This is a genomic window from Bradyrhizobium sp. AZCC 2262 (assembly GCF_036924535.1).
Classification (GTDB): domain Bacteria; phylum Pseudomonadota; class Alphaproteobacteria; order Rhizobiales; family Xanthobacteraceae; genus Bradyrhizobium.
On record NZ_JAZHRT010000001.1, the window covers coordinates 1,857,459 to 1,878,470 of the forward strand.

Sequence of the window (21,012 nt, forward strand, 5' to 3'; positions counted from 1 at the left end):
CCGAAAAATCGAACCGATCACGCAGATCTCATTGAGGCAGACCGCTGACGCAACCGTGTGAAGTCGCGCGGTCTCTTCGCCTTACTTGAAGCGCGGAACCACCGGGACGGTGATATGCGGAGGCGGCAGCGGAGCCATCCTGGATGCGTTACCGATCCCGCTGGGATCGACCGTCACATTATTCAGTCCACCGACATTTGCCGGGCCCGGCGGAATACCACTGATCGGTATATTGCCGGATCCCGCGGCGCCTGCGGTCCGCGCTGCCTGCGCAAATGAAGCGGCCGGGGTGGCCAGGGACAGCAACAATGCGAAAGCGATTTTTGCCGTGGTATTGGACATGATGAAGCTCCGTTGCTTGACGAAAGCGTTTGCGTAGCTGCAGCTGATCTAGGTCTGTCCAGCCGTCGCGCCATTAAATTGAATTTTAGAGTATTGGCAGAACGCGCCCGCGTTCCCATTTTTCTTCATCCTATCAGGGAGAACCAACCAGGAGACCAAGATGAAATTCGCATTGATTGGCGCCGCCGCTCTCGTTACGGCAGCTTTCGCAACTCCCGCACTGGCACAGCCCGTTATTTCAAATCCCGGCTATTGCGCGCAGTTCTACCCGAACGCAAATTGCCAGAACCTGGGGCCTGGCAATCCGTACACCGATGGCGGCTACTATCGGAACAACTGGCAGAACAGCAACGCGTCGATCGAGCATCATCGGCGACTGCAACGTCATCATGAGACGCACCACCGCTAAGGTGGCTGCGTCCAGCCCCCGAGCTTGACGCTTTCGATCAAACTGGAAATGAGAATATTGAGGCGGCCTGGCATGCGTCATGGCCGCCTCAATATGCTTTCGTCCGCATGAAGGGGCGGAGCATCGATATATAAACTCAATTTAGCTTCCTGAAGCCCAATTTAGTGGGACAGGCAGCCTTTCGGCTTACCTCCGTTGTGACGTCCTGAGCTTCAGGGCCGATGTTACTAATCGATACACGGAGAAAGACGATGAACAGACTCAAGATTTTCACTGCGGCAGCGATTCTGTCGCTGATGTTCGCAACGCCGGTTTTCGCGCAGGCAGCTATCCAGGAGCCGGGTGCGTTCGCGTTCTACTATCCCAATAACGATGTCCTGAATGGCGGCCGGCCCACGCCGGCGGCGGGCCCGCACGCCATGACACCGGAGCTGTTCGGCAGCGGAGGCCCGGTCATCCCGAGTCCGCGGATACACGATCGCCGGCACGCGTGGAAGTAAGCTGACGCCAAGCATCTACGCCGGCCCGAATTCGGGCGCGGCAAATCGAGAAAAGGCCGCATCGGAATGACGCGGCCTTTTCCATATCTGAGCGGGAAGGGGCAAACCTTAGGAATTCCTGTCCACCCTGTTGGAGCGGCAAGAGCGGATAAGGCGCAGCAATCCTCGGCAAGCACCGCCGCGCTTTGTGATTACCATCAAGATGCCTTCCGGGACAGGGCGGAGCTTCGCCAAGGTTATTCCAGGCACACCGATTTCGCGCGGAGGACAAGGATGACCAAGCCAACCGACATCGACAGGAATGTTGCCTCCGGATCCCGGCGGCGATTTCTGAGGGAAGGTAGCGCCTTATTGGGCGGGGCCGTCATTGCTGGTGGCCTCGCCGGAAGTGAAGCGCGCGCCGCGGCCGAAAATACGGGCAACCTCCCTCCCAACGTGCCGGAATGGATGAAGACGCCCGGCGATCCCATGGGGACCCAGCCCTACGGCGCGCCGTCTCCGTTCGAAAAAGACGTCATCAAGAACATCTCGAAGACTCTGCCGCAGTATTTGTCGGCATCTGGACGCACGCCGTTGCAGGACCTCGACGGCATCATTACGCCGAACGGTCTGTTCTACGAGCGCCATCATAGTGGCGTTCCCACCATTGATCCGGGGCTGCACCGGCTGATGCTCCATGGCCTCGTCGACAGGCCCCTGATCTTCACTATGGACGATATCCGGCGCTTTCCCTCGGAGTCTCACATCTATTTCCTCGAATGCTCGGGCAACCCGGAATACAAAAAGCCCTATGGCAAGACCGCTTCCGATCTTGTCGGCCTGCTGAGTTGCGCCGAATGGACCGGGGTCAGCCTGAAGCTGGTGTTGCAGGAAGCCGGCCTGCAGCCGGGCGCAAAATGGGTTGTCGCCGAAGGCGCCGATTCCGCGGCAATGACCCGGAGTATTCCGATCGAGAAATGCCTCGATGACGCGATGCTGGCGTACAGCCAGAACGGCGAGCGGTTGCGCCCGCAGCAGGGCTATCCGCTTCGCCTGCTGGTGCCGGGCTTTGAAGGCAATATGAATGTGAAGTGGCTGCGCCGCCTGCAAGTCACTGCGGAGCCGGCTTACTCGCGCGATGAGACCTCGAAATACACCGACCCAATGCCCAACGGTACGGCACGCGAATTCACATTCTACATGGAAGCCAAATCCATCATCACCCGGCCGTCGGGCGGCCAGCGGCTGTCGGCGCCGGGTTTCCACGAAATCAGCGGCATCGCCTGGACCGGACGCGGAAAAGTCAGGCGTGTCGACGTATCCGTCGATGACGGCAAGAGCTGGCAGGAGGCGCAACTGCAGGAGCCGGTGCTGACCCGCGCGCTGACCCGCTTCCGCTTGCCGTGGCATTGGGACGGCAAGCCGGCGGTGATCCAGAGCCGAGCTATCGACGAGACCGGCTACGTGCAGCCGACGCTGGACGAACTGCTCGCGGTGCGCGGCGATAATTACGTCTACCATAACAACGCGATCTGGCCGTGGCGTATCGCTGGAAACGGCGAGGTGACCAATGCCCACGCGTAGGCTTGAATTCGCGGCGCTGGCTGTTGCTACTCTGCTGTGCGTGACGAGCGTGAAGGCCCAAAGCCCGTATGGCATCGGCCGGGTCGCGACGACTGCGGAGATCGCGGGTTGGAACATCGATGTCGGTGGCGACGGTAGCAACCTGCCGCCGGGAAGCGGCAGTGTCAGTCACGGGAGCGAAGTATTCGGTCAGCAATGCGCCGCTTGTCACGGCGCAAAGGGCGAGGGCGGCGTCGGCGACCGGCTCGTCGGCGGGCAGGGCACGCTCGGAACGCCAAAGCCGGTGCGTACCGTCGGAAGCTATTGGCCATACGCGCCGACGTTGTTCGATTACATCCGGCGCGCCATGCCGCAGAACGCACCGCAATCGCTCAGCAACGACGACGTCTATGCGGTGTCTGCCTATATTCTTAGCCTCAACGGTCTGCTGCCGGCGGATGCGACGCTTGATGCCAAGTCGCTTGCCGCGATCAAGATGCCAAATCGCAACATGTTCGTTGGCGATCCCAGGCCTGACGTCAAGACCCCGGAATGCATGTCGGGTTGCTGACGTCGCTTGTTGTTCGGCCGCAATAACGCGCCAACGGCAGCAATATCGGACAAGCGATTACAAGTGTGCGTCATAGATTTAAAGTGTGCACCGGACGCTTGCGTGCGAGCAACCGGTCAGCATCGGTCCTCGAGTCGAGGCGGTGCAGTATCTCAATGAGGTCATCAATGTTGCGCAAGACCATGGTTGTTATTGCAATTGTCTTTCTCGGAAGCTCCGGGCTTTCCACAGGCGCGTTTGCCCGAAGCGGCGGCCATGGTGGCGGTGGCGGAGGTGATAGCTTTCGCGGCAATCACCTTCGCGGCGGCTTCGGTGGTATTCGCGCTGACAGCTTTGGCGTTTACGGTAACCGCACTGGCGGTTCACGTAACGGATTGCTTGGGTACGGGAACCGCGATGTGTGGGGCCACTGGGGCGCCTACTACGGGCCCATGATTCCCGCGATTTGAACCGAGAGTCGTATGGTCGCATAAGACGTCATGCTGGAGTCCTCCCTGATGCCTCAATTCCGACTGCTCGGCCTCTCCGGCAGCCTGCGCCGCGCCTCCAACAGCACCGCGGTGCTTCGTGGCCTTCAGGACGCGCTTGGGCTCCGGGCTGCGCTCGACATTTTCCCGCTGCATGCGATTCCGCTCTACAATGAGGATGATGACGCCGAGCACGCCCCCGAATCCGTGCGTGCCCTGCGTTCGGCGATCGATGCCAGCGATGGCGTGATCATAATCTCGCCCGAATACAATCATGGCATGTCGGGCGTCCTGAAGAACGCGCTCGACTGGGCCTCGCGGCCGTACGGGTTGTCGGTGCTGAAAAGAAAGCCGGTACTGACGATGACGGCCTCGCCCGCGTTCATCGGCGGTGTGCGCGCGCAGCAGCAGATGAACGAGACGCTCGCATCGATACCGGCACGTCCTGTTTTTCGGCCCCAGATCGTGATCGGCGGCGTGCATGAGAAGGTGCGCGAAGGGCGCCTCATCGACGAAGCTGCGCTCAGCTTCGCACTTGCGGGTGTTGATGATCTCATCGAGGAGATCAGGGCAGTTCGCTCCGTCCGAAAGGCGGCATGAACGTCACGGCCGCTGCATGAGGGGGCAGGGAACGACAATTGGAAACTCAAGCTGCGCTTCGGGGTGTCGTACCAAAACGAATGACGCACATCCCGCCAGTTGTCGCAGCGAATACCGCGCCAAGCACAGGTGCGAGCGTAGCTCCCTCGCGACCCGCCAGGCTAAAACAGAGAGCTGCAAGCGCTGCTCCGATCGTCGGTCCCGTCAGGCGTGCCGTCGCAACCATGCCGCTTGCGCTGCCGCGACGCCATTAATCGTCGTCCGGACCGTAGTAGCTTCTCAGCAACCGATAGCGATCGCCGACTTTCGGTAGACCTGATGGAGGCATCGTCCTTGGGTACAGATGGTCGGTCGGTTGCCGCAACGGAGACGTCCAAAGTGCAAGACGAGAAACTTCGAATTCTCGAAGTAGCCGGCGAAATACCGCTGCGCCGCCAAGTCCGGTCTACACATTCGCGTGAGCGCGCTTCGGACCTCTGGCGGCAATGCGTCGATGTTTCCGGGATCCCAAACCTTTTCCTCGAACGAGCCGGCGCGCGCAAACGCTGGCGTCAGCACGACGGGAAAACCGAGCAGAATCGCTAAGGTGACAAGGCGGGCAATTGCAGTCATCGAAGGATCCATCTACCCGCTTCCTGAGCTTCCATGCGCGGAACTCTGGTTGCACTTGTTCTGATAAATAATCAGCGGATTCGCTCTTGGGCCTTGCGTAATGTTTCGATGCATTTTTTCATGCCAACCTGTTCGTCATTCGACAGGGGAGGATCAAGGATCTGGAGGCAGCCGTGCCGACCGACGACGCCAGGCAGCGAGAGTGTCACTCCAAGTCTTGAGTTATAGACCCCGATCGGAACTACGGTGCGTTCGTCGCGCAACACGATTTCGGCGATCCGCGCGCAAACCATTCCAATGCCGTACTGGCTGGCTCCAATACCTTCGATGATGGTTATGTTTGCATAGCGCACTTCATTCTCGATCGTCGCGCGGATGTCGTCGCCCTGCATGAGGCCGAGCTGCTCGAGCGCATCCGAGATCGGGACTCCGCCTACGCGAGCACCAGACCAGTGAAAGATCTGGGATGTTCCGTGTTCGCCGAGAACCTGCGCTTCGATGGTTTTCGGAGCTACCTTGAGTCGTCGGCCTAAATGCACGCGAAAGCGCAGGCTGTCGAGCAGCGTGCCGGTGGAGAGAACTCGTTCATGACCGGCCAGCGCGCGTGTCAGATAGGCAAGCGGATCCGGAGGGTCGGTGACGACGAGCAGAACGGCGTCCGGCGCGGCTTTGGTAATCGACGGAATGACCTGGCGGTAGACCTCGGCATTCTTGTCGAGGAGGCGCAAGCGTCCCTGCGGATCGCTACGATCCGTTGCCCCGCCGGATTTCTCGTTGACGCCGACGGTGATCATGACGAGCGTGGCGCCTGCCAGATCTGAATAGTCGCCATCTGTCACCTTGGTGGTGGATGACAGGGGAGCCCCGTAGCCCATGTCGGTCGCCATGCCTTTTGCGCGATCGCGGCCTCGGTTGACGAGAACCAGCTCGCTGGCGCAACCCCTGATGAGGGTTGCCATTGCGCATGCGGCCCCGACGGCGCCCGCTCCGATAATTCCGATCTTCATGACATGACCCCATCCGTGCCTGGGCCGGCTATCGCGGGAATAAGTCCGGCCTCGAGACTTAGTTGCAGCGAACGATTTGAATAATCGAGAGCGCGTCACTGGCCGGAAAGGTTTGCCTGAGCGCGTCGTCGAGTTGGTCATTGACACGTTCCCATTCCGCATCCTGCACTCTCGATCTCGTTGATCCAAATTTCCTTTGAACCTTGATCCGACGCTTGGGAATTGTCGGGCCGGTCCTGTCCTTCATTGGTGCCTCCTTTGATGTTGTCGTAAGCTAGGACAGAAGGGCCGTCGTTAGGACTCTGGTCCAACGTGTCCGTCCATCTACGAGTAGACGGGAAGATATCCACGAGAGTGGTCTTCCGCAGCGTTTCCTTCGTCCTGGGTTTCAGGCGTGCTGACCGCACTCGAAGAGGAACCAGGTTCGCTTCTCAGTCTCGTCGATCCAGTTCTCCAGCAGGCTTGCGGTAGCCACATCTCCGGCCATGTCGCAAAGCGAATGAACCTCGCGCATGCTCCGCGTCAATATTACGTTATCTTCGCGTAGCTCAGCTATCATGTCGAGCGGCTCAACGTATTCTGCATTGTTGTCCATGATGCGCTGAAGGCGCGAGATCTGCCCGATCGAACGAACGGTTGTCCCGCCGATCTTCCGCACGCGCTCGGCAACGGCATCCGTCATGGCAAAAAGCTGGTCGCCCTGGTCATCGAGCATCAAGTGATAGTCGCGGAAATGTGGGCCGGACATGTGCCAATGGAAATTCTTGGTCTTGAGATATAGCGCAAATACGTCCGAAAGAAGCACCGTCAAATCGGCCGAAATATCGCGAACCGCGTTTTCCGAAAGAGTGGTGGGGGTCGTGAGGGATGTTTTCTGCAACATGTGGGTGACCTCGTCGGTTATTGGCCAGGTGACGGCAATCGCGCAAGCAGATGGCGATCGTATCGGACAACCCATAGTTCGTCCGCATTCCCGGATGTTTCAATTAAAATGACGTTTAGCGTTCTGAGATCGTCACTCATGGCTTCGACGCTGCATCTGCATATTCATCGCATCGGACGATGGCATCAGCATGTTGTCGTTCAGATCGGCCACGATCCATATTGTGCCCGTGACCACCACGAATACGATGAGCAGGCCGAAGGCGAGCGCGAGCACGTTGTTGGTGCTGTCCGGCCCGGTGCTGATGTGCAGGAAAAACACCAGGTGAATGCCCATCTGGGCAATGGCGAGGACCGCGAGGCCCAGGCCCACGCCGCCCGGCCAGAGCAGCGACGTGTTAGCAACCCAGAAGGATGTCGCCGTGAGAATGAGCGCCACCAGCAGGCCGATGGTGTAGACTAGAGCCTCCGAGGGGGCCCATGCCCGCGCTTCCTCGCTCGGGATGTCTCCGGGAGCGCGATCGTATCGAACGTCCGTCATAGGCTAACTCCCATCAGATAAACCACCGTGAAAACGCCGACCCAAACGATATCGAGCGCGTGCCAGAACAGGGAGAAGCAGAGCAGGCGGTGTTGCACGTTGGCGACGAATCCCATCACCGCCACCTGGACCATCATCACCACGAGCCAGATCAGTCCGAGGGTGACGTGCAGCCCGTGGCAGCCGACAAGGGTAAAGAAGGCGGAAAGAAAGGCGCTGCGCTGCGGCGTCGCGCCGTGAGCGATCATGTCAGCGAATTCGCGGACCTCGAGGGTGAGAAATGCCGCGCCGAGCCCAAACGTGATCAGGGCACCCAAATATGTGCCGAGACGATTTCGCGAATTGACAGCGAGCGACATCAGCCCGCAGGTGTAGCTCGAGACGAGCAGGCAGGCGGTTTCGATCGCCACCGTGGTCTGATTGAACAGCTGGGCGCCGGTCGGACCTTCTGCTGTCGCGTGAACGAGAACCGCGTAGCTCGCAAAGAGCGCGGCAAACATGACGATGTCGCTCAACAGGAAGATCCAGAAACCGTAAGCGACCACGATCCTCTTCGGGGCGGGCCCGGCTTCACTTGCGCTTGGCAACGCCTCTTGTTGGACGCTGTCCACTGTGAGGGCGATGTTCATGCTGGCGCTCCTGCCTGTTGAGCCCGTTCGAACCGGGCAATCTGCTCGGCCGGCACTTCGAACTCAGTGTGCTTGCGGAATGCGAAGGCAAGCAGCGTTACGAATGCGCCCAGGAGTCCCAGTGCTGCCATCCACCAGATGTGCCAGATCATCGCGAAACCGATCACGACGGCGAAGAAGGCGCTGACAAAACCTGTGGCGCTGTTTTTCGGCATTTCTATCGGCTTGTACGCGCGTGCTGGCCCCGGCTTGTCCCGCTTCGCCTGCTCCCGTCGCTTACTCGTCCAGAAAGCGTCTGTTCCGCTGACATTCGGCGAGAAGGCAAAATTCCACGCCGGCGGCGGCGACGCCGTGGCCCATTCGAGCGTGCGGCCATTCCATGGGTCGGCGGTCACGCGCAACTTGTCGCGAGCGCGAATCGACACGACGAGCTGCACGATCTGACAGATGATCCCGCACAGGATAACGACGGCGCCGACCATCGCGACCACCAGCCAGGGCTGCCATGCCAAATTGTCGTAGTGCTGCATGCGTCGGGTCATGCCCATCAGGCCCACCAGATAGAGCGGCATGAATGCGAGATAGAACCCGATGAGCCAGCACCAGAACGAAGCTTTGCCCCAGCGTTCGTCGAGCGTGAAGCCGAATGCTTTCGGAAACCAGTAGCTGTATCCCGCCATCGCCCCGAACACGGTTCCGCCAATGATGACGTTATGGAAGTGCGCGATCAGGAACACGCTGTTGTGCAACTGATAGTCGGCCGGCGGCACTGCATGGAGCACGCCGGTCATGCCGCCGATGACGAAAGTCACCATGAAGCCCATCGACCACAGCATGGGTACCGTAAACCGAACCCGGCCGCCGTACATCGTGAACAGCCAGTTGTAGATCTTCACGCCCGTAGGCAAGGCGATGATCATGCTCATGATGCCGAAGAAGCCGTTGACGTTAGCGCTGGCGCCCATGGTGAAAAAGTGGTGCAGCCAAACGAGAAAGGAGAGGATGCAAATCGCCATGGTAGCGGCCACCATCGAGCGGTATCCGAACAGCGGTTTGCCGGAGAAGGTCGCGATGACCTCGGAAAACACTCCGAACGCCGGCAGGACCAGGATGTAGACTTCCGGGTGTCCCCAGACCCAGAACAGGTTGGCGTACAACATTTGATTGCCGCCGGCCTCGTTCGTGAAGAAATGGAAGCCGAGATAACGATCCAGCAGCAGCATCGCGAGAACCGCGGTCAGCACCGGAAAGGCCGCCACAATGAGCAGATTGGTGGCAAGCGAAGTCCAGCAGAAAACCGGCATGCGCATGTAGCTCATCCCAGGCGCGCGCATCTTCAGTATGGTCGTGACGAAATTTATTCCTGCCAGCAAGGTGCCGAGACCGGAGATTTGCAATGACCACAGATAGTAGTCGACGCCGACGCCGGGAGAATACTGCAATTCGCTCAGTGGGGGATAACCCCACCAGCCGGCTTTTGAGAACTCGCCGACCGCCAACGACAGATTGATCAACAGCGCGCCCGAGGCAGTCAGCCAAAAGCTGACGGAGTTGAGCGTGGGGAAAGCGACGTCGCGAATGCCGAGCTGCAGCGGCACCACGAAGTTCATGAGCCCCACCACGAACGGCATTGCCATGAAGAAGATCATGATCGTGCCGTGCGCCGAGAAGATCTGATCGAAATGTTCGGGTGGCAGATATCCCTGTGCGCCGCCTGCTGCGACCGCCTGCTGCGCGCGCATCATGATCGCATCGCTGAAGCCGCGCAGCAGCATGACGAGCGCCAGTATGCAATACATGACGCCGATGCGCTTGTGGTCGACCGAGGTGAGCCATTCACGCCACAGATAGAGCCAGGCGCCTTTCATCGTGATGAATCCGAGGATCGCCACGACGACAAGGGCCATGAACGCGGTTGCGCCCATGATGATCGGCTGATTAAAGGGAATCGCGCTCCAATCAAGCTTGCCCAGGAGAGTCATTGTTCGGCCCTCTGCGATGTTGAACAGATGAGTTGCGATGGATTGTCCATGGCGGAAGCGGTGTTCACGATGCCGCTGAATAGATCACCGGTGACCGCACGGTAGGTGAACGGCGCAACCGCCTTGCTTGGCTTGGCCAGGTCGGCGCAAGACTGGCTATCCAGCACCGGGCCAGTTTCGCGCGCCTCGCGAACCCATTGCGCAAAACGGTTGTCCGTCACGGCATCAACCGAAAAGCGCATGTCGGAAAAGCCCTCGCCGCTGAACATGGTCGATAGCCCCGGATATGTCCCCAGATGGTCGGCTTGCAGGTGAAGGCGCGTCACCATCCCCGACATCGTGTAGATCTGGCTGCCGAGCTGAGGCACGAAGAAGCTGTTCATGACGCTCGATGAGGTCAGTTCGAAGCTGATCGGCGTACCAACTGGTACGACCAGCTTGTTGACACTCGCGATTCCCTGCTCCGGATAGATGAACAGCCATTTCCAATCGAGCGAGACGACCTGCACCGTAACAGGCGTTGCGCTTGAGCTGATCGGCTTGCGCGGATCGAGGTCGTGGGCGCCAACCCACGCCACGCCGCCCACGAGAAGCACCGTCATGGCGGGGATCGACCAAACAAGCAGCTCGAGACGCCCGGAATACTCGAAATCCGGCAAGTACGCAGCGCGCGAATTCGACGCGCGAAACCAGAGGGCGACAGCGATCGTGGCGAGGATCGTCGGAACAACGATCGCCAGCATGATGCCGAGCGAGTTGAACAGTATAAGTCGTTCGGCTGCAGCAATGGGTCCCTTTGGATCGAGGACGCCTTCCGAGCAGCCTCCGAGCGTGACGCTGAGCAAGACAAGAGCGAGCAATCTGTAGCGCATCTTAGGCCTCGTCGGACTTCGCAGCGGCGAAAGCGATTGCGGTAGGGAGAGGGAGGGTTGCGAGCGGAGCGGATCGCGTGATCCGCCGGGCGTCCTCACGCGCTGAGGCCTTCCACGACGATCGATCGCCGATGTTGCTGGACAGCAGGGCAGCAAACAGCAGGAACAGATAAGAAATCGAAAACAGGAACAGGCGCTGCGCCGCTTGCCGATCGCTCTGCTGGCTCCGGTGCAGCTGCAACGCCAGCGCAAGGAGGACCGCTCCGCTGGCGAGAGCAACCACGCCGTACAGTGCTCCGGCATACCCGAGTGCCCTTGGCAGCAACGAGGTCGGTACCAACAAAACGCTGTAGATGAGGATTTGCAGCGTCGTTGCGGCCCTTCCGGCAACGACCGGGAGCATTGGCACGCCGGCACGCCGGTATTCGTCCGCACGATTGAGCGACAGCGCCCAGAAGTGCGGGGGCGTCCACAGGAAGATGATCAGGAAGAGAACGATCGGCTCGAGGCCGATGTCTCCGGTAGCGGATAACCAGCCGACCACTGGAGGAAACGCGCCGGCAGCGCCGCCGATGACGATGTTCTGCGGCGTAATCCGTTTCAGCCAGAGGGTGTAGACGACGACGTAGAAGAAGATCGTGAAGGCGAGCAGGCCAGCGGCTGCGACATTGGTCGCCATGCCAAGGACGAGGACCGCGCCGCAGGACAGAAACAGTCCGAACGCAAGCGCTTCCGGGCGCGAAATCCTGCCGCGAGGGATCGGACGCCGCGCCGTGCGGGTCATCACGGCGTCGATGTCGGCATCGTACCACATATTCAGCATCCCGGCGGCACCGGCCCCGACGGCAATTGCGACCATCGCAAGCGAGCCGAGTAGCGGATCGAGAGAAACCGGTGCAATCATCAACCCGGCGAATGCGGTGAACACCGCAAGCAACATCACGCGTGGCTTCATGAGCGCGAGAAAATCAGGCACCCGTGTCGTCAAACCTGAGCGGGGCAGCACTCGCGGGCGAGGAATTGAGGTAGCTGCGATCTTCATGGTCAACTTCTTTCAGCGCCAGAGATTCGTTTTGCCATGTCGACGATTTCGTCGCCGCGTTCGTTTGATCACGGCCTTGATCATGCACAGGAAGAGTATTTTGCCATCTCTGGCGTGGCGGAGGGCGGCATCGCGAGCTCGTCCGGTTTACAACCGCGTTGATGAAGACCGGTGCAGATGAGCCGGCTGTTCGTACAGCACTCGCCGCAATGTGCTGGCATTCGTCGGGAGGGAGTGCAGCTGATACATTGAGAATCCGCTTGGCCGGAGCAGTCGACGTTCGGTCACTTCGAACAGCATGGAGATTAGAGCCGCCGGGATGGCTCGCTCAATTGTACGCGGGTACGCTCGTCTCGATGGATAAGGATGGAAGGATCATACGAACGTTTGTGATCGAGCCCGGGCTTCCAGTGACCGATAGCGGAAGCAACGCGGGCCGGTTATGAAAAATTGAGCACGGTCATGATGACGCCCCTTCATCGAGGGCACCGCGGCTATTTGCGCAGCGGACTGAATTCCAAGATCCAGCCCGCGTCCCTGCCTTGGTCTCCGTCCTTCCAGCCCATCATCCCCGACTCTCCGGCGTCCCCGATGCAAGAACCACTGTTCACTCTGTGAATGGTGGGGCTACGGGAGCTTCAGCCGTGAGCAGTATTCCTCGTCACATTCAACGAGGCGTCGAACAGCGACGGGTCGCTCGGTTCGGGTCGCTAGTAATCCCGGCCGTACCAAAGAACTTCGGATTGAAAACTTCGCCGGTCAACAGGCGCCCCGCCCGGAAAAAGCAAAGGAAAAACCCACCCGGTTGAGGGAAATGATCGACCACAAGAAAGAGCACTGATCTCGATCTGTCTGCCGCCGAGCGAGAGGAACTCAGAGCCCGCGGGGCCGCAAGAGGCGATCTCCGATCATTTGAAGCGCTCAGCAGGCATTTCATGAAATCGAGTGACGTCCTCGCCTGGTTGGCCCATGGTGGAAGTTCGCGCCTTTTGACGAAGGGTCGCTGCCATGTCCAAGGCTTATGCAGGCTTCTATAAGCGGACGCACAGGCTTCACCAAAGGTATGAGTTCAGAGAAGCTTCCACCCGCCGCGTCAGGGTTGAACCTGCGACAACCCCGGATCTGTCGAGATCGGACGAACTCCGCTGAATTCCCCTGCCGCGGCGGCGATCGCAGGCTCTGGGGTTCGGATGGGCGGAACTGCCTGATAGTGTTCCCGTCCGCCACCGAGTGCCTTGTAGAGCGCGACCAACTGGACGCCTGCCACCCTCCTGGAGATGACGTATTGGGCTTCGAGTTCAAACTGCTGTCGTTCGGCATCCAAGACGTTGAGGTAGTCGGTCAGTCCTCTCTCATAGCGCGCGGACGAAAGCTTGACAGCCTCAAGGGCGGCACTGCGGGCGCGGGAAAGGCTGTTCAAGCGACTCTGTTCGGCATTGTAATCCGCAATCGCCTGGTCTACCTCCTGCACGGCACCTAGCACTTTTGCCTTGTATCGAAGCAGCGCTTCGCGAGCCCGATAGTCAGCCACCTCGATACGCGCATCAAGCGTCCCGAAGTCCAGGACCGGCCAGTAAACCGCCGGACCAATGCCGCCGATGAACGTAATGGCTGTTCCAGTTGCTGCAACACGCCGTCTTGGCCGCCTACGGCACTTGTCACAGCCACGCGCGGAAAAAGATCGGCGATTGCAGATCCATACGGGCTGTCGCTGCTCCTATCTCGAATTCCGCTTGCTGGATGTCTGCACGTCGCTGCAACAGACTGACCGGCAGACCGATAGGAATCTTGGCCGGAAAACGCGGAGCGGGTCCCTCCGCTATCAGTTCTTTCACCAGCGTCTCCGGATACTGTCCGAGCAAGACGGCGATGACGTACCGGCTTGACTGCAGTTGGCCCGTCAGCGGTCCGAGGCCGGCCTCGAATGTGGCGAGCTGGCGTTGCGCCAGTGTCACATCGAGTTCGTTTGTGAGCCCCTCGTTGAAACGGGTCTGCACGACCTGAAGACTCCGGCGGCCGCTCGAAATCGGCCCTTTGCAATATGTCTCGAAGCTCAAACCTACTTGTCGATGCCCATATTGACTGCTCGGTCGTCAAGACTGGATGCGCGCAACACTCGAAAACGGATCATCGAGCTGCACGAGTGCGCAAACCAGAGATCACAACGGTGCACGGGAAGCCATTAAATTGGCTTTTAAGATGTCGAACTTGGGTTGAATCGGCAGGCATCGTCTGCTTGTGCTCTTCTAAACCTTGAGCACGTTGCAAATCATAAACTCTTTTTTAGTTGAGGCCTCCCCCTCGCTTACTATCTCAAGCCTTACGAATCATCCGGGGGGACATCCTGGGCGCGACCAGCTCATGGCCGCGGCCGCCTCGCGTCCTGGTTCGACGGAGCAGCGTCCACAACCATCTTCGATAGCGCCCCGGCAATGAGGCGCGCGCCATGCGGGTTTGCGCCAATCCTCCTCCTGCCGGACGAGACGTCAGGCTGGACCTGTTTCGCGGCCATTTCTTCATAAAGATAAGTTTAATGGTGCCGACGGATTGCGAGCCTAGATCAGCTTCACACGCATTCGGGCGGGTTTGATATGTTGACCTCCGTAATTGTCCGGACTGTAGATCTCTGTGCGCGCCATCGTTGGTCGTTGATCGTTGTTGGAATTCTGTTGGCGACGGCTGCTACCGCTTATGACTTCGCCCGCTTTTCGATTAGTACCGATACCGAAGCTCTGATCTCCCGGGATTTGCCGTGGCATCAGCGCCAGATCGCGCTGTCCGATGCTTTCCCGCAGAGAGAAATTTCCGTCGTTGTTACTGCGTCGACGCCGGAAAATGTCGATGGTGCGACTGAGGCTCTCGCAAGTGGCCTTTCAAAACAAAGGAATCTGTTTCCGACGGTCGTGCAACCTGATAGCGGAGACTTCTTCGCGCGTAACGGGCTGCTATTTAAATCTCTCCCCGAACTGCGCAACTCGCTCGGCAGCCTAAGTCAGGCAGAGCCCATCGTTGCCGGACTTGCATCTGATCCCACCCTTCGCGGCGTGGCGAAATCCCTTTCCCTTGTGGCCAAAGGCGTGCAGGCGGGCGAGATCAAGCTCGAACAGTTGAGGTGGCCATTGTCGCTGGCGGAACGCACGTTGAACGATGTGCTGTCCGGTCGACCTGCAGCATTTTCCTGGCAGGAACTTGCCACAGGACGATCGTTGCAAGCCGGTTCAACTCGGCACTTCATAGAAGTGCAGCCTTCTCTTGACTTTTCCGCGTTGCAGCCCGGCCATCCAGCGACCGAAGGTATCCGGCGAATGGCCGCCGACCTCAAGCTTGGCGACAGATACGGCGCAACAGTCTCGCTGACCGGCCCGGTGCCGATGAACGATGATCAGTTCTCGGTAATCCGGCGGAGCGCATTCCGAGACATCTCCTTTGCAGTTCTGGGAGTGCTGGTCATCCTGTGGCTGGCGTTGCGCTCCTGGAAGTTGATTCTAGCGGTGTCGTTCAGCCTGATGGTCGGACTTGCGGTTACTGCCGCTGTCGGTCTCGCAATGGTTGGCGCGTTCAATCTGATTTCGGTCGCTTTCTTTGTACTTTTTGTGGGACTGGGCGTTGATTTTGGCATTCAGTTCAGTATGCGATATCGTTCGGAGCGCCATGAGCACGACAATTTACGCGCTGCTTTGCGGAGCGCCGCCAGCAAAGCGGGCGCTCCTCTCGCTCTTGCGGCGGCTGCGACGGCGGTCGGGTTCTTTTCATTCCTGCCCACCAGCTATAAGGGCCTTTCCGAACTCGGACTGATCGCCGGGTGCGGCATGCTAATCGCGTTCATGTGCAGCATCACCTTTGTTCCGGCGATGCTGGCTGCGTTGAATCCTCCGGGTGAGCCGGCTTCTGTCGGTTTTGCCGCTCTGGCGCCGCTCGACGATTTTCTACAGCGGCATCGCATCGCGGTCATTGCGGTTACCATGATCACCGTTCTCGCTGGCGTTCCGCTGCTGTTCCAAATCCCGTTCGACTTCAATCCGGTCAATCTGCAGAATCCGGCGAGTGCATCGGTCAAAACCTATCGCGAATTGCAGAACACCGCAGAAACCAGCGGCAATGAAGCCGAAATTCTTGCATCTTCGCTCGATCAGGCCGACACCCTTGCCAAACGCCTCGATAGCTTGCCGGAAGTCTTGCGCACGCTAACGCTCAGCAACCTTATTCCGCGCGATCAGGATGCCAAGATCGCGGCAATCAAATCTTCCGCGCAAGGTCTGGACGCTGCGCTAAATTCTCAGCCGCAGCAGCCCGGCCCACGCGATGACGAAGTGATCGCATCCATCCAGGCGAGCGCGGTAGATCTTTCTGCTGCCGCGGGCAACAAAACGGGACCCGGTGCTGACGCCGCGCGCAGTGTGTCCGCCTTGCTGCAACGGCTTGCCGGATCGGATGCCGCGACCCGGACCAGGGCCGAGGCCGCATTCATTCCACCGCTCGTTCATGATCTTGATCTCCTTCGAAAGAGCCTCAGTCCACAGCGAGTGATTATCTCGACTCTTCCTCAAGATCTCGTTCGCGACTGGATGCTCCCCGATGGTCGCGCCCGCGTTGAAGTACTCCCAAGGGGCGATTCCAATGCCACAACAACGCTGCGCAAGTTCGCAACCGCCATTCTGGCGGCGGTGCCCGCGGCGACGGGCCCCGCCATTTCGCTCTATCAATCCGGAGAGACGGTCACAAACGCTTTCATCGAGGCCGGCGCCCTTGCGCTCGCCGCAATTGCAATACTGCTTTTCTTAGCGTTGAGACGCATCGTCGACGTGCTTTTGACGCTGGTCCCGCTGGCTCTTGCGGGTGCCGTGACGCTCGAAGTCTGCGCGCTTGCGGGTATCACATTGAATTTCGCGAACGTCGTCGCATTGCCGCTACTGCTTGGCGTCGGTGTTGCATTCAAAATCTACTACATCATGGCTTGGCGTGACGGGAAAACCGGATTGCTGCAATCGAGCCTGACCAGGGCGGTGGTCTTCAGTGCAATGACGAACGCCGTGGCGTTCGGGAGTATGTGGTCGTCAAGCTATCCGGGCATGTCGAGCATGGGCAAGCTCATGGCGCTCGCACTGCTGTGCACGATGGCTGCGGCGGTTTTGTTCCAGCCTGTACTGATGGGGCGGCCACGCCAAATCCAAGAGCGTTCGGTGCGGCGGGCCATCACCCCGAGTCCGGCAGAATGAAGCAACCTCCATGTTCTTGGCCGCGGGAATATCAGCAAAGCACCGCTGACGTTGGTTGAACGGCAAAAAGCGATGACATAAGCGATCAAATGACTTCCACAGCGCCAAGGCTGCGAAAGAACGTGCGCGAATGCACGAACCGCTCAAACACTTTCCTCGAATTAACCTGTCCGACAGGACATCGTAATGTCCAGTCCCCAGAATTCAGAAAAGGCCTTTTGAGCCTCACTTCTAGGAGATTTCGACCATGACAAACGACGAACCTAGCCATCGGTATTCACGGATGTTCTCGCGACGACGTCTGGTGCTGCTCGCTTCCGCCGCCGGCATTGGCGCAATCGTCGCGCTTGGAGGCCCAATGGGCTATACGCAACTGTATCGGCCGTGGCTTTTGAGCGCGAGCGCTGCGGATACGCAAAGCCAGCAGCAGCCAGCAGGCTTTGCCGATCTGGTGGCCAAGGTAAAGCCCGCGGTCATCTCCGTGCGGGTCCAGATGGGTGAAACCCCAGACGCAGCGGATCTAAGTTCGAATGAGGAAGACAATCCACCACCCACGCAGGGTTCTCCGCTTGAAAGGTTCTTTCAGCAATACGGTTTTGGCGGAGCGCCGGAAGAGACGCCCCAGCAGCGGCATATCGTCATTGGCGCCGGATCCGGCTTCTTCATTTCGCCTGACGGTTATGCCGTGACCAACAATCACGTAGTTGATCATGCCCAGTCTGTTCAGGTCACGACCGATGACGGCACGACCTACAAGGCCAAGGTCATTGGCACAGACCCCAAGACTGACCTCGCACTCATCAAAGTCGACGGAAAATCCAGCTTCGTGTACGCGAATTTCGCAGACCGCGCACCGCGCGTTGGCGATTGGGTCGTGGCTGTCGGCAATCCGTTCGGTCTTGGCGGCACGGTTACCGCCGGCATCGTATCCGCACAGGGGCGTGACATCGGCTCAGGCCCTTACGACAACTATATTCAGATCGATGCGCCGATCAACAAGGGTAATTCCGGCGGTCCCGCGTTCGACACGAATGGCAACGTGATAGGGGTCAATACTGCGATTTACTCGCCTTCCGGCGGCTCGGTCGGCATAGGCTTTGACGTCCCTGCGCAGACAGCGAAGGCGGTTGTTGCCGAACTCAAGGACAAGGGAGTTGTGACGCGCGGATGGCTGGGCGTCCAGATTCAGCCTGTAACGAAGGGCATCGCCGACAGCCTCGGCATGAAGAACGCCGAAGGTGCAATGGTGGACGAGCCGAAGAATGGAAGTCCAGCGGCAAAGGCAGGCATTCAATCCGGCGATGTCATCACCGCACTTAATGGCACGCCAGTCAAAGAGTCCCGTGACCTCGCCCGACAGGTAGCCGCACTGGCTCCCGGCAGTTCGGCCAAACTCGATATTCTCCGAAACGGAGAATCGAAGACGCTCACCGTCACGCTCGGTGAATTGCCCAACCGGCCATAGGCCAGTGCCGACCTTCATTTCACGGCTGATGGGCGGTTCAGCCGACGCCGTTATGAAGTACGTACTTCGGTTCACAGGAAATGTTGCATGATCGCGATTCGCGTCGCGAAGAGCACGAGTGGGTGCCTGCTCGTGACATGGCCCGCTCTGTTTTCCACGACTTTATAGCCGGAGAATTGGGCCGCAACGTACACCCAGATGAACAAGAATTAATTGGCCGGACAGGACGTCTTGTTCTGAGTGCGCTACGATTCGAAGCCGTTGACCCTCCCGTTCCCCGAAGATCCTTGGTGGCTAATGTTCGCGCAGACAGAGGTCGCTCGCTTGGACGAGCATGCCGCTGGTGCGGTGCAGATAGCGCAATGCGCCCTTGAGGGTTGAAGACCGTATCGGAAAGTTAATGGCATGCCGCAATTTGATCCCCAACTCATCCAGGTCATGAGGGGCGTTCTTGAAGACATCATGACGAGGGTTCCCACGGAACAGTCAACCCAGGCAGTGAAAGCATATCTTGCCGAGTGTATTTTGAAGGCGGCAGCTCAAGGGCATACAAACTATGATGCGCTCATGGCTGCGGCGGCTGATCAGCTACACGTGATTTTCTCTTTGTTCAGCTAAGGCGTCCGGTCTTGATCGCGAAGACTCTCCTGGCTTGATCCGACTCTGGCTCCCTCCGCCAGAGCACAAACTCCACACGAGTCACCTTGCCTGAGGAGAATGCAATTCAGGAGATTGCAAATGCACAAACTCAAGGTTCTGGGTGTTGCGGTGTCCCTACTGGCTGCTACGCCGGCCTTGGCGCAAGAGATGGGAGGAGCGACAGGACCGGGCGGCGCGCGCGGTTTGGAGCCCACTTACAACGACCGCCATTACAACGGCTGCGATCAGCAAGGTGAGCTCTCGCCCGGTGGAGATGGATGACGCCATTCCTGCGAGTAGACACCGCATGTTGTGCCGACAGGCGCCGATGAATTGATGGACCCCGATCACGCCACGTTGAATTCCAGTGTTCCATTTTTGACCAGTTCGCACCGTAACTGGACGCCATATACCCTTTCAGGGTTGCGACAGGCGCAGATTGACAAGGGATCGCCGGATCATGGCAACGAGAATCAGGATGGCCCACGCTTGCGGGAGCATGTTTCTCGCGGTGGGCGTGCTCGCGACGACTCCCGCGGCGGCTGAGGATGGCGGCAAAATCGGTCCACCGCTGGAAACCGTGAAGGCATTCGGCGATGATTTCCGGCTTGTCGGCATCGGTGTCTCGGCCGAGGGCAGGGTGTTCGCGACGGCACCATCCTCCATCGTCCGTTCGCGCTTCAGCATGGTCGAGGTAGATCCTAAAACGGGCGCCGCCACGCCTTATCCTGACGCCGGCTGGAACAGTTTTAATGAGGAGGGGGATGGCAAGTCACAATGGATCTCTGTCCAGGCGCTGTGGGTCGACAAAGCGGATCATCTTTGGGCGCTCGACTCGTCCCTGCCGAAGGTCGATCAGGAGCGTCTGCCGCCGAAGCTGGTCGAGTTCGATCTGTCTACCAACCACGTGATTCGGCAATATGATTTCAAAGGCGTGGTCTCGGCGAAAGACTCTTTGAACGATCTGCGGATCGATACCGCGCACGGCTATGCCTACCTCACCAATGCAGGGAACAAGGGCAGCCTGGTGGTACTCGATCTGAACACGGGCGATGCAAGGCAGGTGCTGGTCGGCGATCGTTCGACCTTCGCCGATCCCAAGCAGCATCTGATGATCGGCGAGGAGATCGCGCAGCGGCCCGACGGCTCGGTGACGGAGATCCAGGCCGACGGCATCGCGCTTTCTCCGGATGCGCGCTGGCTCTATTACCGGCCGCTGACCGACCATAATTATTGGCGCGTGCCGACGTCGGCCTTGCGCGATGCCAGGCTTTCCGACTTGGAGCTTGCCAAGAAGGTCGAGTATCTCGGCAGCTCGGTGCTGAGCGGCGGTCTTATCATGGATGGAAACGGCACGCTTTATGGAGGCGATCTCGAGCACGGCACCGTGGTTTCACTGACCATGACGCCAGGAAATAAGTTGCGCTCAAAAGTCTTCGCCAGCGATCCATCAAAGCTTTCCTGGGCGGATGGTTTTGCGATCAGCGGCGGCTACCTCTACATCGCCGATTCCCATCTTTGGGAAGTTGCGTTCAAGAACAATATGCCACGCTCCGGTCCCTTTACGATCTTCAAGGTCAAACTTCCGCATTAAGCCTGGCGCGAACGGCGGCGCGGCCAGGCAAGCATCGGCGAAGCCGATCTCGCCGGGGCTAATCAATTTGCGGAAAATGCGATAATGGAGCATCCGCTGC

Annotated in this window: 21 protein-coding genes and 2 pseudogenes; 11 read left to right on the forward strand and 12 right to left on the reverse strand. The window is 59.1% G+C overall.

Features of this window, described 5'->3' with window-relative positions:
- Nucleotides 1-81 precede the first annotated feature (81 nt).
- The gene (locus tag V1283_RS08730) at nt 82-342 is read right to left on the reverse strand and encodes a hypothetical protein (RefSeq protein ID WP_334386022.1); all 261 of its coding nucleotides are present in this window, start codon (nt 340-342) and stop codon (nt 82-84) included.
- A 160-nt stretch (nt 343-502) separates the two neighbouring features.
- Here V1283_RS08730 and V1283_RS08735 point away from each other — a divergent pair, with 160 nt between their 5' ends.
- The 6 genes from V1283_RS08735 to V1283_RS08760 all read left to right on the forward strand — a co-directional run bounded on the left by V1283_RS08735 (nt 503) and on the right by V1283_RS08760 (nt 4,431).
- Complete coding sequence (locus V1283_RS08735; RefSeq protein WP_334386023.1) at nt 503-751, forward strand: hypothetical protein; 249 nt, start codon at nt 503-505, stop codon at nt 749-751.
- 251 nt (nt 752-1,002) lie between these two features.
- Nucleotides 1,003-1,251, forward strand: a complete 249-nt coding sequence (locus V1283_RS08740) for a hypothetical protein (RefSeq protein ID WP_334386024.1) — start codon at nt 1,003-1,005, stop codon at nt 1,249-1,251.
- A 273-nt stretch (nt 1,252-1,524) separates the two neighbouring features.
- On the forward strand, nt 1,525-2,814 hold the full coding sequence (soxC, locus tag V1283_RS08745) for a sulfite dehydrogenase (protein WP_334386025.1): 1,290 nt from the start codon (nt 1,525-1,527) through the stop codon (nt 2,812-2,814).
- On the forward strand, nt 2,801-3,364 hold the full coding sequence (locus tag V1283_RS08750) for a c-type cytochrome (protein WP_334386026.1): 564 nt from the start codon (nt 2,801-2,803) through the stop codon (nt 3,362-3,364). The genes soxC and V1283_RS08750 overlap by 14 nt, the downstream gene beginning before the upstream one ends.
- 167 nt (nt 3,365-3,531) lie before the next feature.
- Nucleotides 3,532-3,813, forward strand: coding sequence for a hypothetical protein (locus tag V1283_RS08755; RefSeq protein WP_334386027.1), 282 nt, complete (start codon nt 3,532-3,534; stop codon nt 3,811-3,813).
- Between the two features lie 48 nt (nt 3,814-3,861).
- A complete protein-coding gene (locus V1283_RS08760; protein WP_334386028.1) occupies nt 3,862-4,431 on the forward strand; it encodes an NADPH-dependent FMN reductase in 570 nt (189 codons plus the stop codon).
- A gap of 279 nt (nt 4,432-4,710) precedes the next feature.
- On the opposite strand, the gene V1283_RS08770 is transcribed toward V1283_RS08760, so the two are convergent.
- The 11 genes and pseudogenes from V1283_RS08770 to V1283_RS08820 all read right to left on the reverse strand — a co-directional run bounded on the left by V1283_RS08770 (nt 4,711) and on the right by V1283_RS08820 (nt 13,995).
- Nucleotides 4,711-5,055, reverse strand: a complete 345-nt coding sequence (locus V1283_RS08770; RefSeq protein ID WP_334386029.1) for a hypothetical protein — start codon at nt 5,053-5,055, stop codon at nt 4,711-4,713.
- 59 nt (nt 5,056-5,114) lie between these two features.
- Nucleotides 5,115-6,050 carry a lactate/malate family dehydrogenase gene (locus V1283_RS08775; protein ID WP_334386030.1) on the reverse strand — a complete coding sequence of 312 codons (936 nt, stop codon included), beginning with the start codon at nt 6,048-6,050 and terminating at the stop codon, nt 5,115-5,117.
- 58 nt (nt 6,051-6,108) lie between these two features.
- Nucleotides 6,109-6,297 (reverse strand): hypothetical protein, encoded by a 189-nt coding sequence (locus V1283_RS08780; protein WP_334386031.1) that lies wholly within the window; start codon nt 6,295-6,297, stop codon nt 6,109-6,111.
- Nucleotides 6,298-6,438: 141 nt separating this feature from the next.
- On the reverse strand, nt 6,439-6,933 hold the full coding sequence (locus tag V1283_RS08785) for a Dps family protein (protein ID WP_334386032.1): 495 nt from the start codon (nt 6,931-6,933) through the stop codon (nt 6,439-6,441).
- 132 nt (nt 6,934-7,065) lie between these two features.
- Nucleotides 7,066-7,473 (reverse strand): cytochrome o ubiquinol oxidase subunit IV, encoded by a 408-nt coding sequence (gene cyoD, locus V1283_RS08790; protein ID WP_334386033.1) that lies wholly within the window; start codon nt 7,471-7,473, stop codon nt 7,066-7,068.
- Complete coding sequence (cyoC, locus tag V1283_RS08795; RefSeq protein ID WP_334386035.1) at nt 7,470-8,102, reverse strand: cytochrome o ubiquinol oxidase subunit III; 633 nt, start codon at nt 8,100-8,102, stop codon at nt 7,470-7,472. The genes cyoD and cyoC overlap by 4 nt, the downstream gene beginning before the upstream one ends.
- Complete coding sequence (gene cyoB / locus V1283_RS08800; protein WP_334386036.1) at nt 8,099-10,084, reverse strand: cytochrome o ubiquinol oxidase subunit I; 1,986 nt, start codon at nt 10,082-10,084, stop codon at nt 8,099-8,101. The genes cyoC and cyoB overlap by 4 nt, the downstream gene beginning before the upstream one ends.
- The gene (gene cyoA / locus V1283_RS08805; protein ID WP_334386037.1) at nt 10,081-10,956 is read right to left on the reverse strand and encodes a ubiquinol oxidase subunit II; all 876 of its coding nucleotides are present in this window, start codon (nt 10,954-10,956) and stop codon (nt 10,081-10,083) included. Before cyoA ends, cyoB begins: the two co-directional genes overlap by 4 nt.
- Nucleotides 10,957-11,101: 145 nt before the next feature.
- Nucleotides 11,102-11,998: pseudogene (locus tag V1283_RS08810) on the reverse strand (heme o synthase); the annotation flags it as partial.
- A 1,093-nt stretch (nt 11,999-13,091) separates the two neighbouring features.
- Complete coding sequence (locus V1283_RS08815; protein ID WP_334393004.1) at nt 13,092-13,694, reverse strand: TolC family protein; 603 nt, start codon at nt 13,692-13,694, stop codon at nt 13,092-13,094.
- The gene (locus V1283_RS08820; RefSeq protein ID WP_334386038.1) at nt 13,657-13,995 is read right to left on the reverse strand and encodes a hypothetical protein; all 339 of its coding nucleotides are present in this window, start codon (nt 13,993-13,995) and stop codon (nt 13,657-13,659) included. Before V1283_RS08820 ends, V1283_RS08815 begins: the two co-directional genes overlap by 38 nt.
- A gap of 594 nt (nt 13,996-14,589) precedes the next feature.
- Here V1283_RS08820 and V1283_RS08825 point away from each other — a divergent pair.
- The 5 genes and pseudogenes from V1283_RS08825 (at nt 14,590) to V1283_RS08845 (ending at nt 20,912) form a co-directional block, all read left to right on the forward strand.
- Nucleotides 14,590-17,214, forward strand: a complete 2,625-nt coding sequence (locus V1283_RS08825) for an MMPL family transporter (protein ID WP_334386040.1) — start codon at nt 14,590-14,592, stop codon at nt 17,212-17,214.
- Nucleotides 17,215-17,461: 247 nt separating this feature from the next.
- A pseudogene (locus V1283_RS08830) lies at nt 17,462-18,670 on the forward strand (S1C family serine protease); the annotation flags it as partial.
- 414 nt (nt 18,671-19,084) lie between these two features.
- Entirely contained in the window at nt 19,085-19,297 is a 213-nt protein-coding gene (locus V1283_RS08835) for a hypothetical protein (protein WP_334386041.1), read from the forward strand.
- 120 nt (nt 19,298-19,417) lie between these two features.
- Nucleotides 19,418-19,600 carry a hypothetical protein gene (locus V1283_RS08840; protein ID WP_334386042.1) on the forward strand — a complete coding sequence of 61 codons (183 nt, stop codon included), beginning with the start codon at nt 19,418-19,420 and terminating at the stop codon, nt 19,598-19,600.
- Between the two features lie 229 nt (nt 19,601-19,829).
- Entirely contained in the window at nt 19,830-20,912 is a 1,083-nt protein-coding gene (locus tag V1283_RS08845) for an L-dopachrome tautomerase-related protein (RefSeq protein WP_334386043.1), read from the forward strand.
- Nucleotides 20,913-21,012: the final 100 nt, after the last annotated feature.

Bases quoted from the DNA above. Each gene is read 5' to 3' on its own strand.
- V1283_RS08730 (WP_334386022.1), bottom strand. From the start codon at position 342: ATGTCCAATACCACGGCAAAAATCGCTTTCGCATTGTTGCTGTCCCTG.
- V1283_RS08735 (WP_334386023.1), top strand. From the start codon at position 503: ATGAAATTCGCATTGATTGGCGCCGCCGCTCTCGTTACGGCAGCTTTC.
- V1283_RS08740 (WP_334386024.1), top strand. From the start codon at position 1,003: ATGAACAGACTCAAGATTTTCACTGCGGCAGCGATTCTGTCGCTGATG.
- soxC (WP_334386025.1), top strand. From the start codon at position 1,525: ATGACCAAGCCAACCGACATCGACAGGAATGTTGCCTCCGGATCCCGG.
- V1283_RS08750 (WP_334386026.1), top strand. From the start codon at position 2,801: ATGCCCACGCGTAGGCTTGAATTCGCGGCGCTGGCTGTTGCTACTCTG.
- V1283_RS08755 (WP_334386027.1), top strand. From the start codon at position 3,532: ATGTTGCGCAAGACCATGGTTGTTATTGCAATTGTCTTTCTCGGAAGC.
- V1283_RS08760 (WP_334386028.1), top strand. From the start codon at position 3,862: ATGCCTCAATTCCGACTGCTCGGCCTCTCCGGCAGCCTGCGCCGCGCC.
- V1283_RS08770 (WP_334386029.1), bottom strand. From the start codon at position 5,055: ATGGATCCTTCGATGACTGCAATTGCCCGCCTTGTCACCTTAGCGATT.
- V1283_RS08775 (WP_334386030.1), bottom strand. From the start codon at position 6,050: ATGAAGATCGGAATTATCGGAGCGGGCGCCGTCGGGGCCGCATGCGCA.
- V1283_RS08780 (WP_334386031.1), bottom strand. From the start codon at position 6,297: ATGAAGGACAGGACCGGCCCGACAATTCCCAAGCGTCGGATCAAGGTT.
- V1283_RS08785 (WP_334386032.1), bottom strand. From the start codon at position 6,933: ATGTTGCAGAAAACATCCCTCACGACCCCCACCACTCTTTCGGAAAAC.
- cyoD (WP_334386033.1), bottom strand. From the start codon at position 7,473: ATGACGGACGTTCGATACGATCGCGCTCCCGGAGACATCCCGAGCGAG.
- cyoC (WP_334386035.1), bottom strand. From the start codon at position 8,102: ATGAACATCGCCCTCACAGTGGACAGCGTCCAACAAGAGGCGTTGCCA.
- cyoB (WP_334386036.1), bottom strand. From the start codon at position 10,084: ATGACTCTCCTGGGCAAGCTTGATTGGAGCGCGATTCCCTTTAATCAG.
- cyoA (WP_334386037.1), bottom strand. From the start codon at position 10,956: ATGCGCTACAGATTGCTCGCTCTTGTCTTGCTCAGCGTCACGCTCGGA.
- V1283_RS08825 (WP_334386040.1), top strand. From the start codon at position 14,590: ATGTTGACCTCCGTAATTGTCCGGACTGTAGATCTCTGTGCGCGCCAT.
- V1283_RS08835 (WP_334386041.1), top strand. From the start codon at position 19,085: ATGCCGCAATTTGATCCCCAACTCATCCAGGTCATGAGGGGCGTTCTT.
- V1283_RS08840 (WP_334386042.1), top strand. From the start codon at position 19,418: ATGCACAAACTCAAGGTTCTGGGTGTTGCGGTGTCCCTACTGGCTGCT.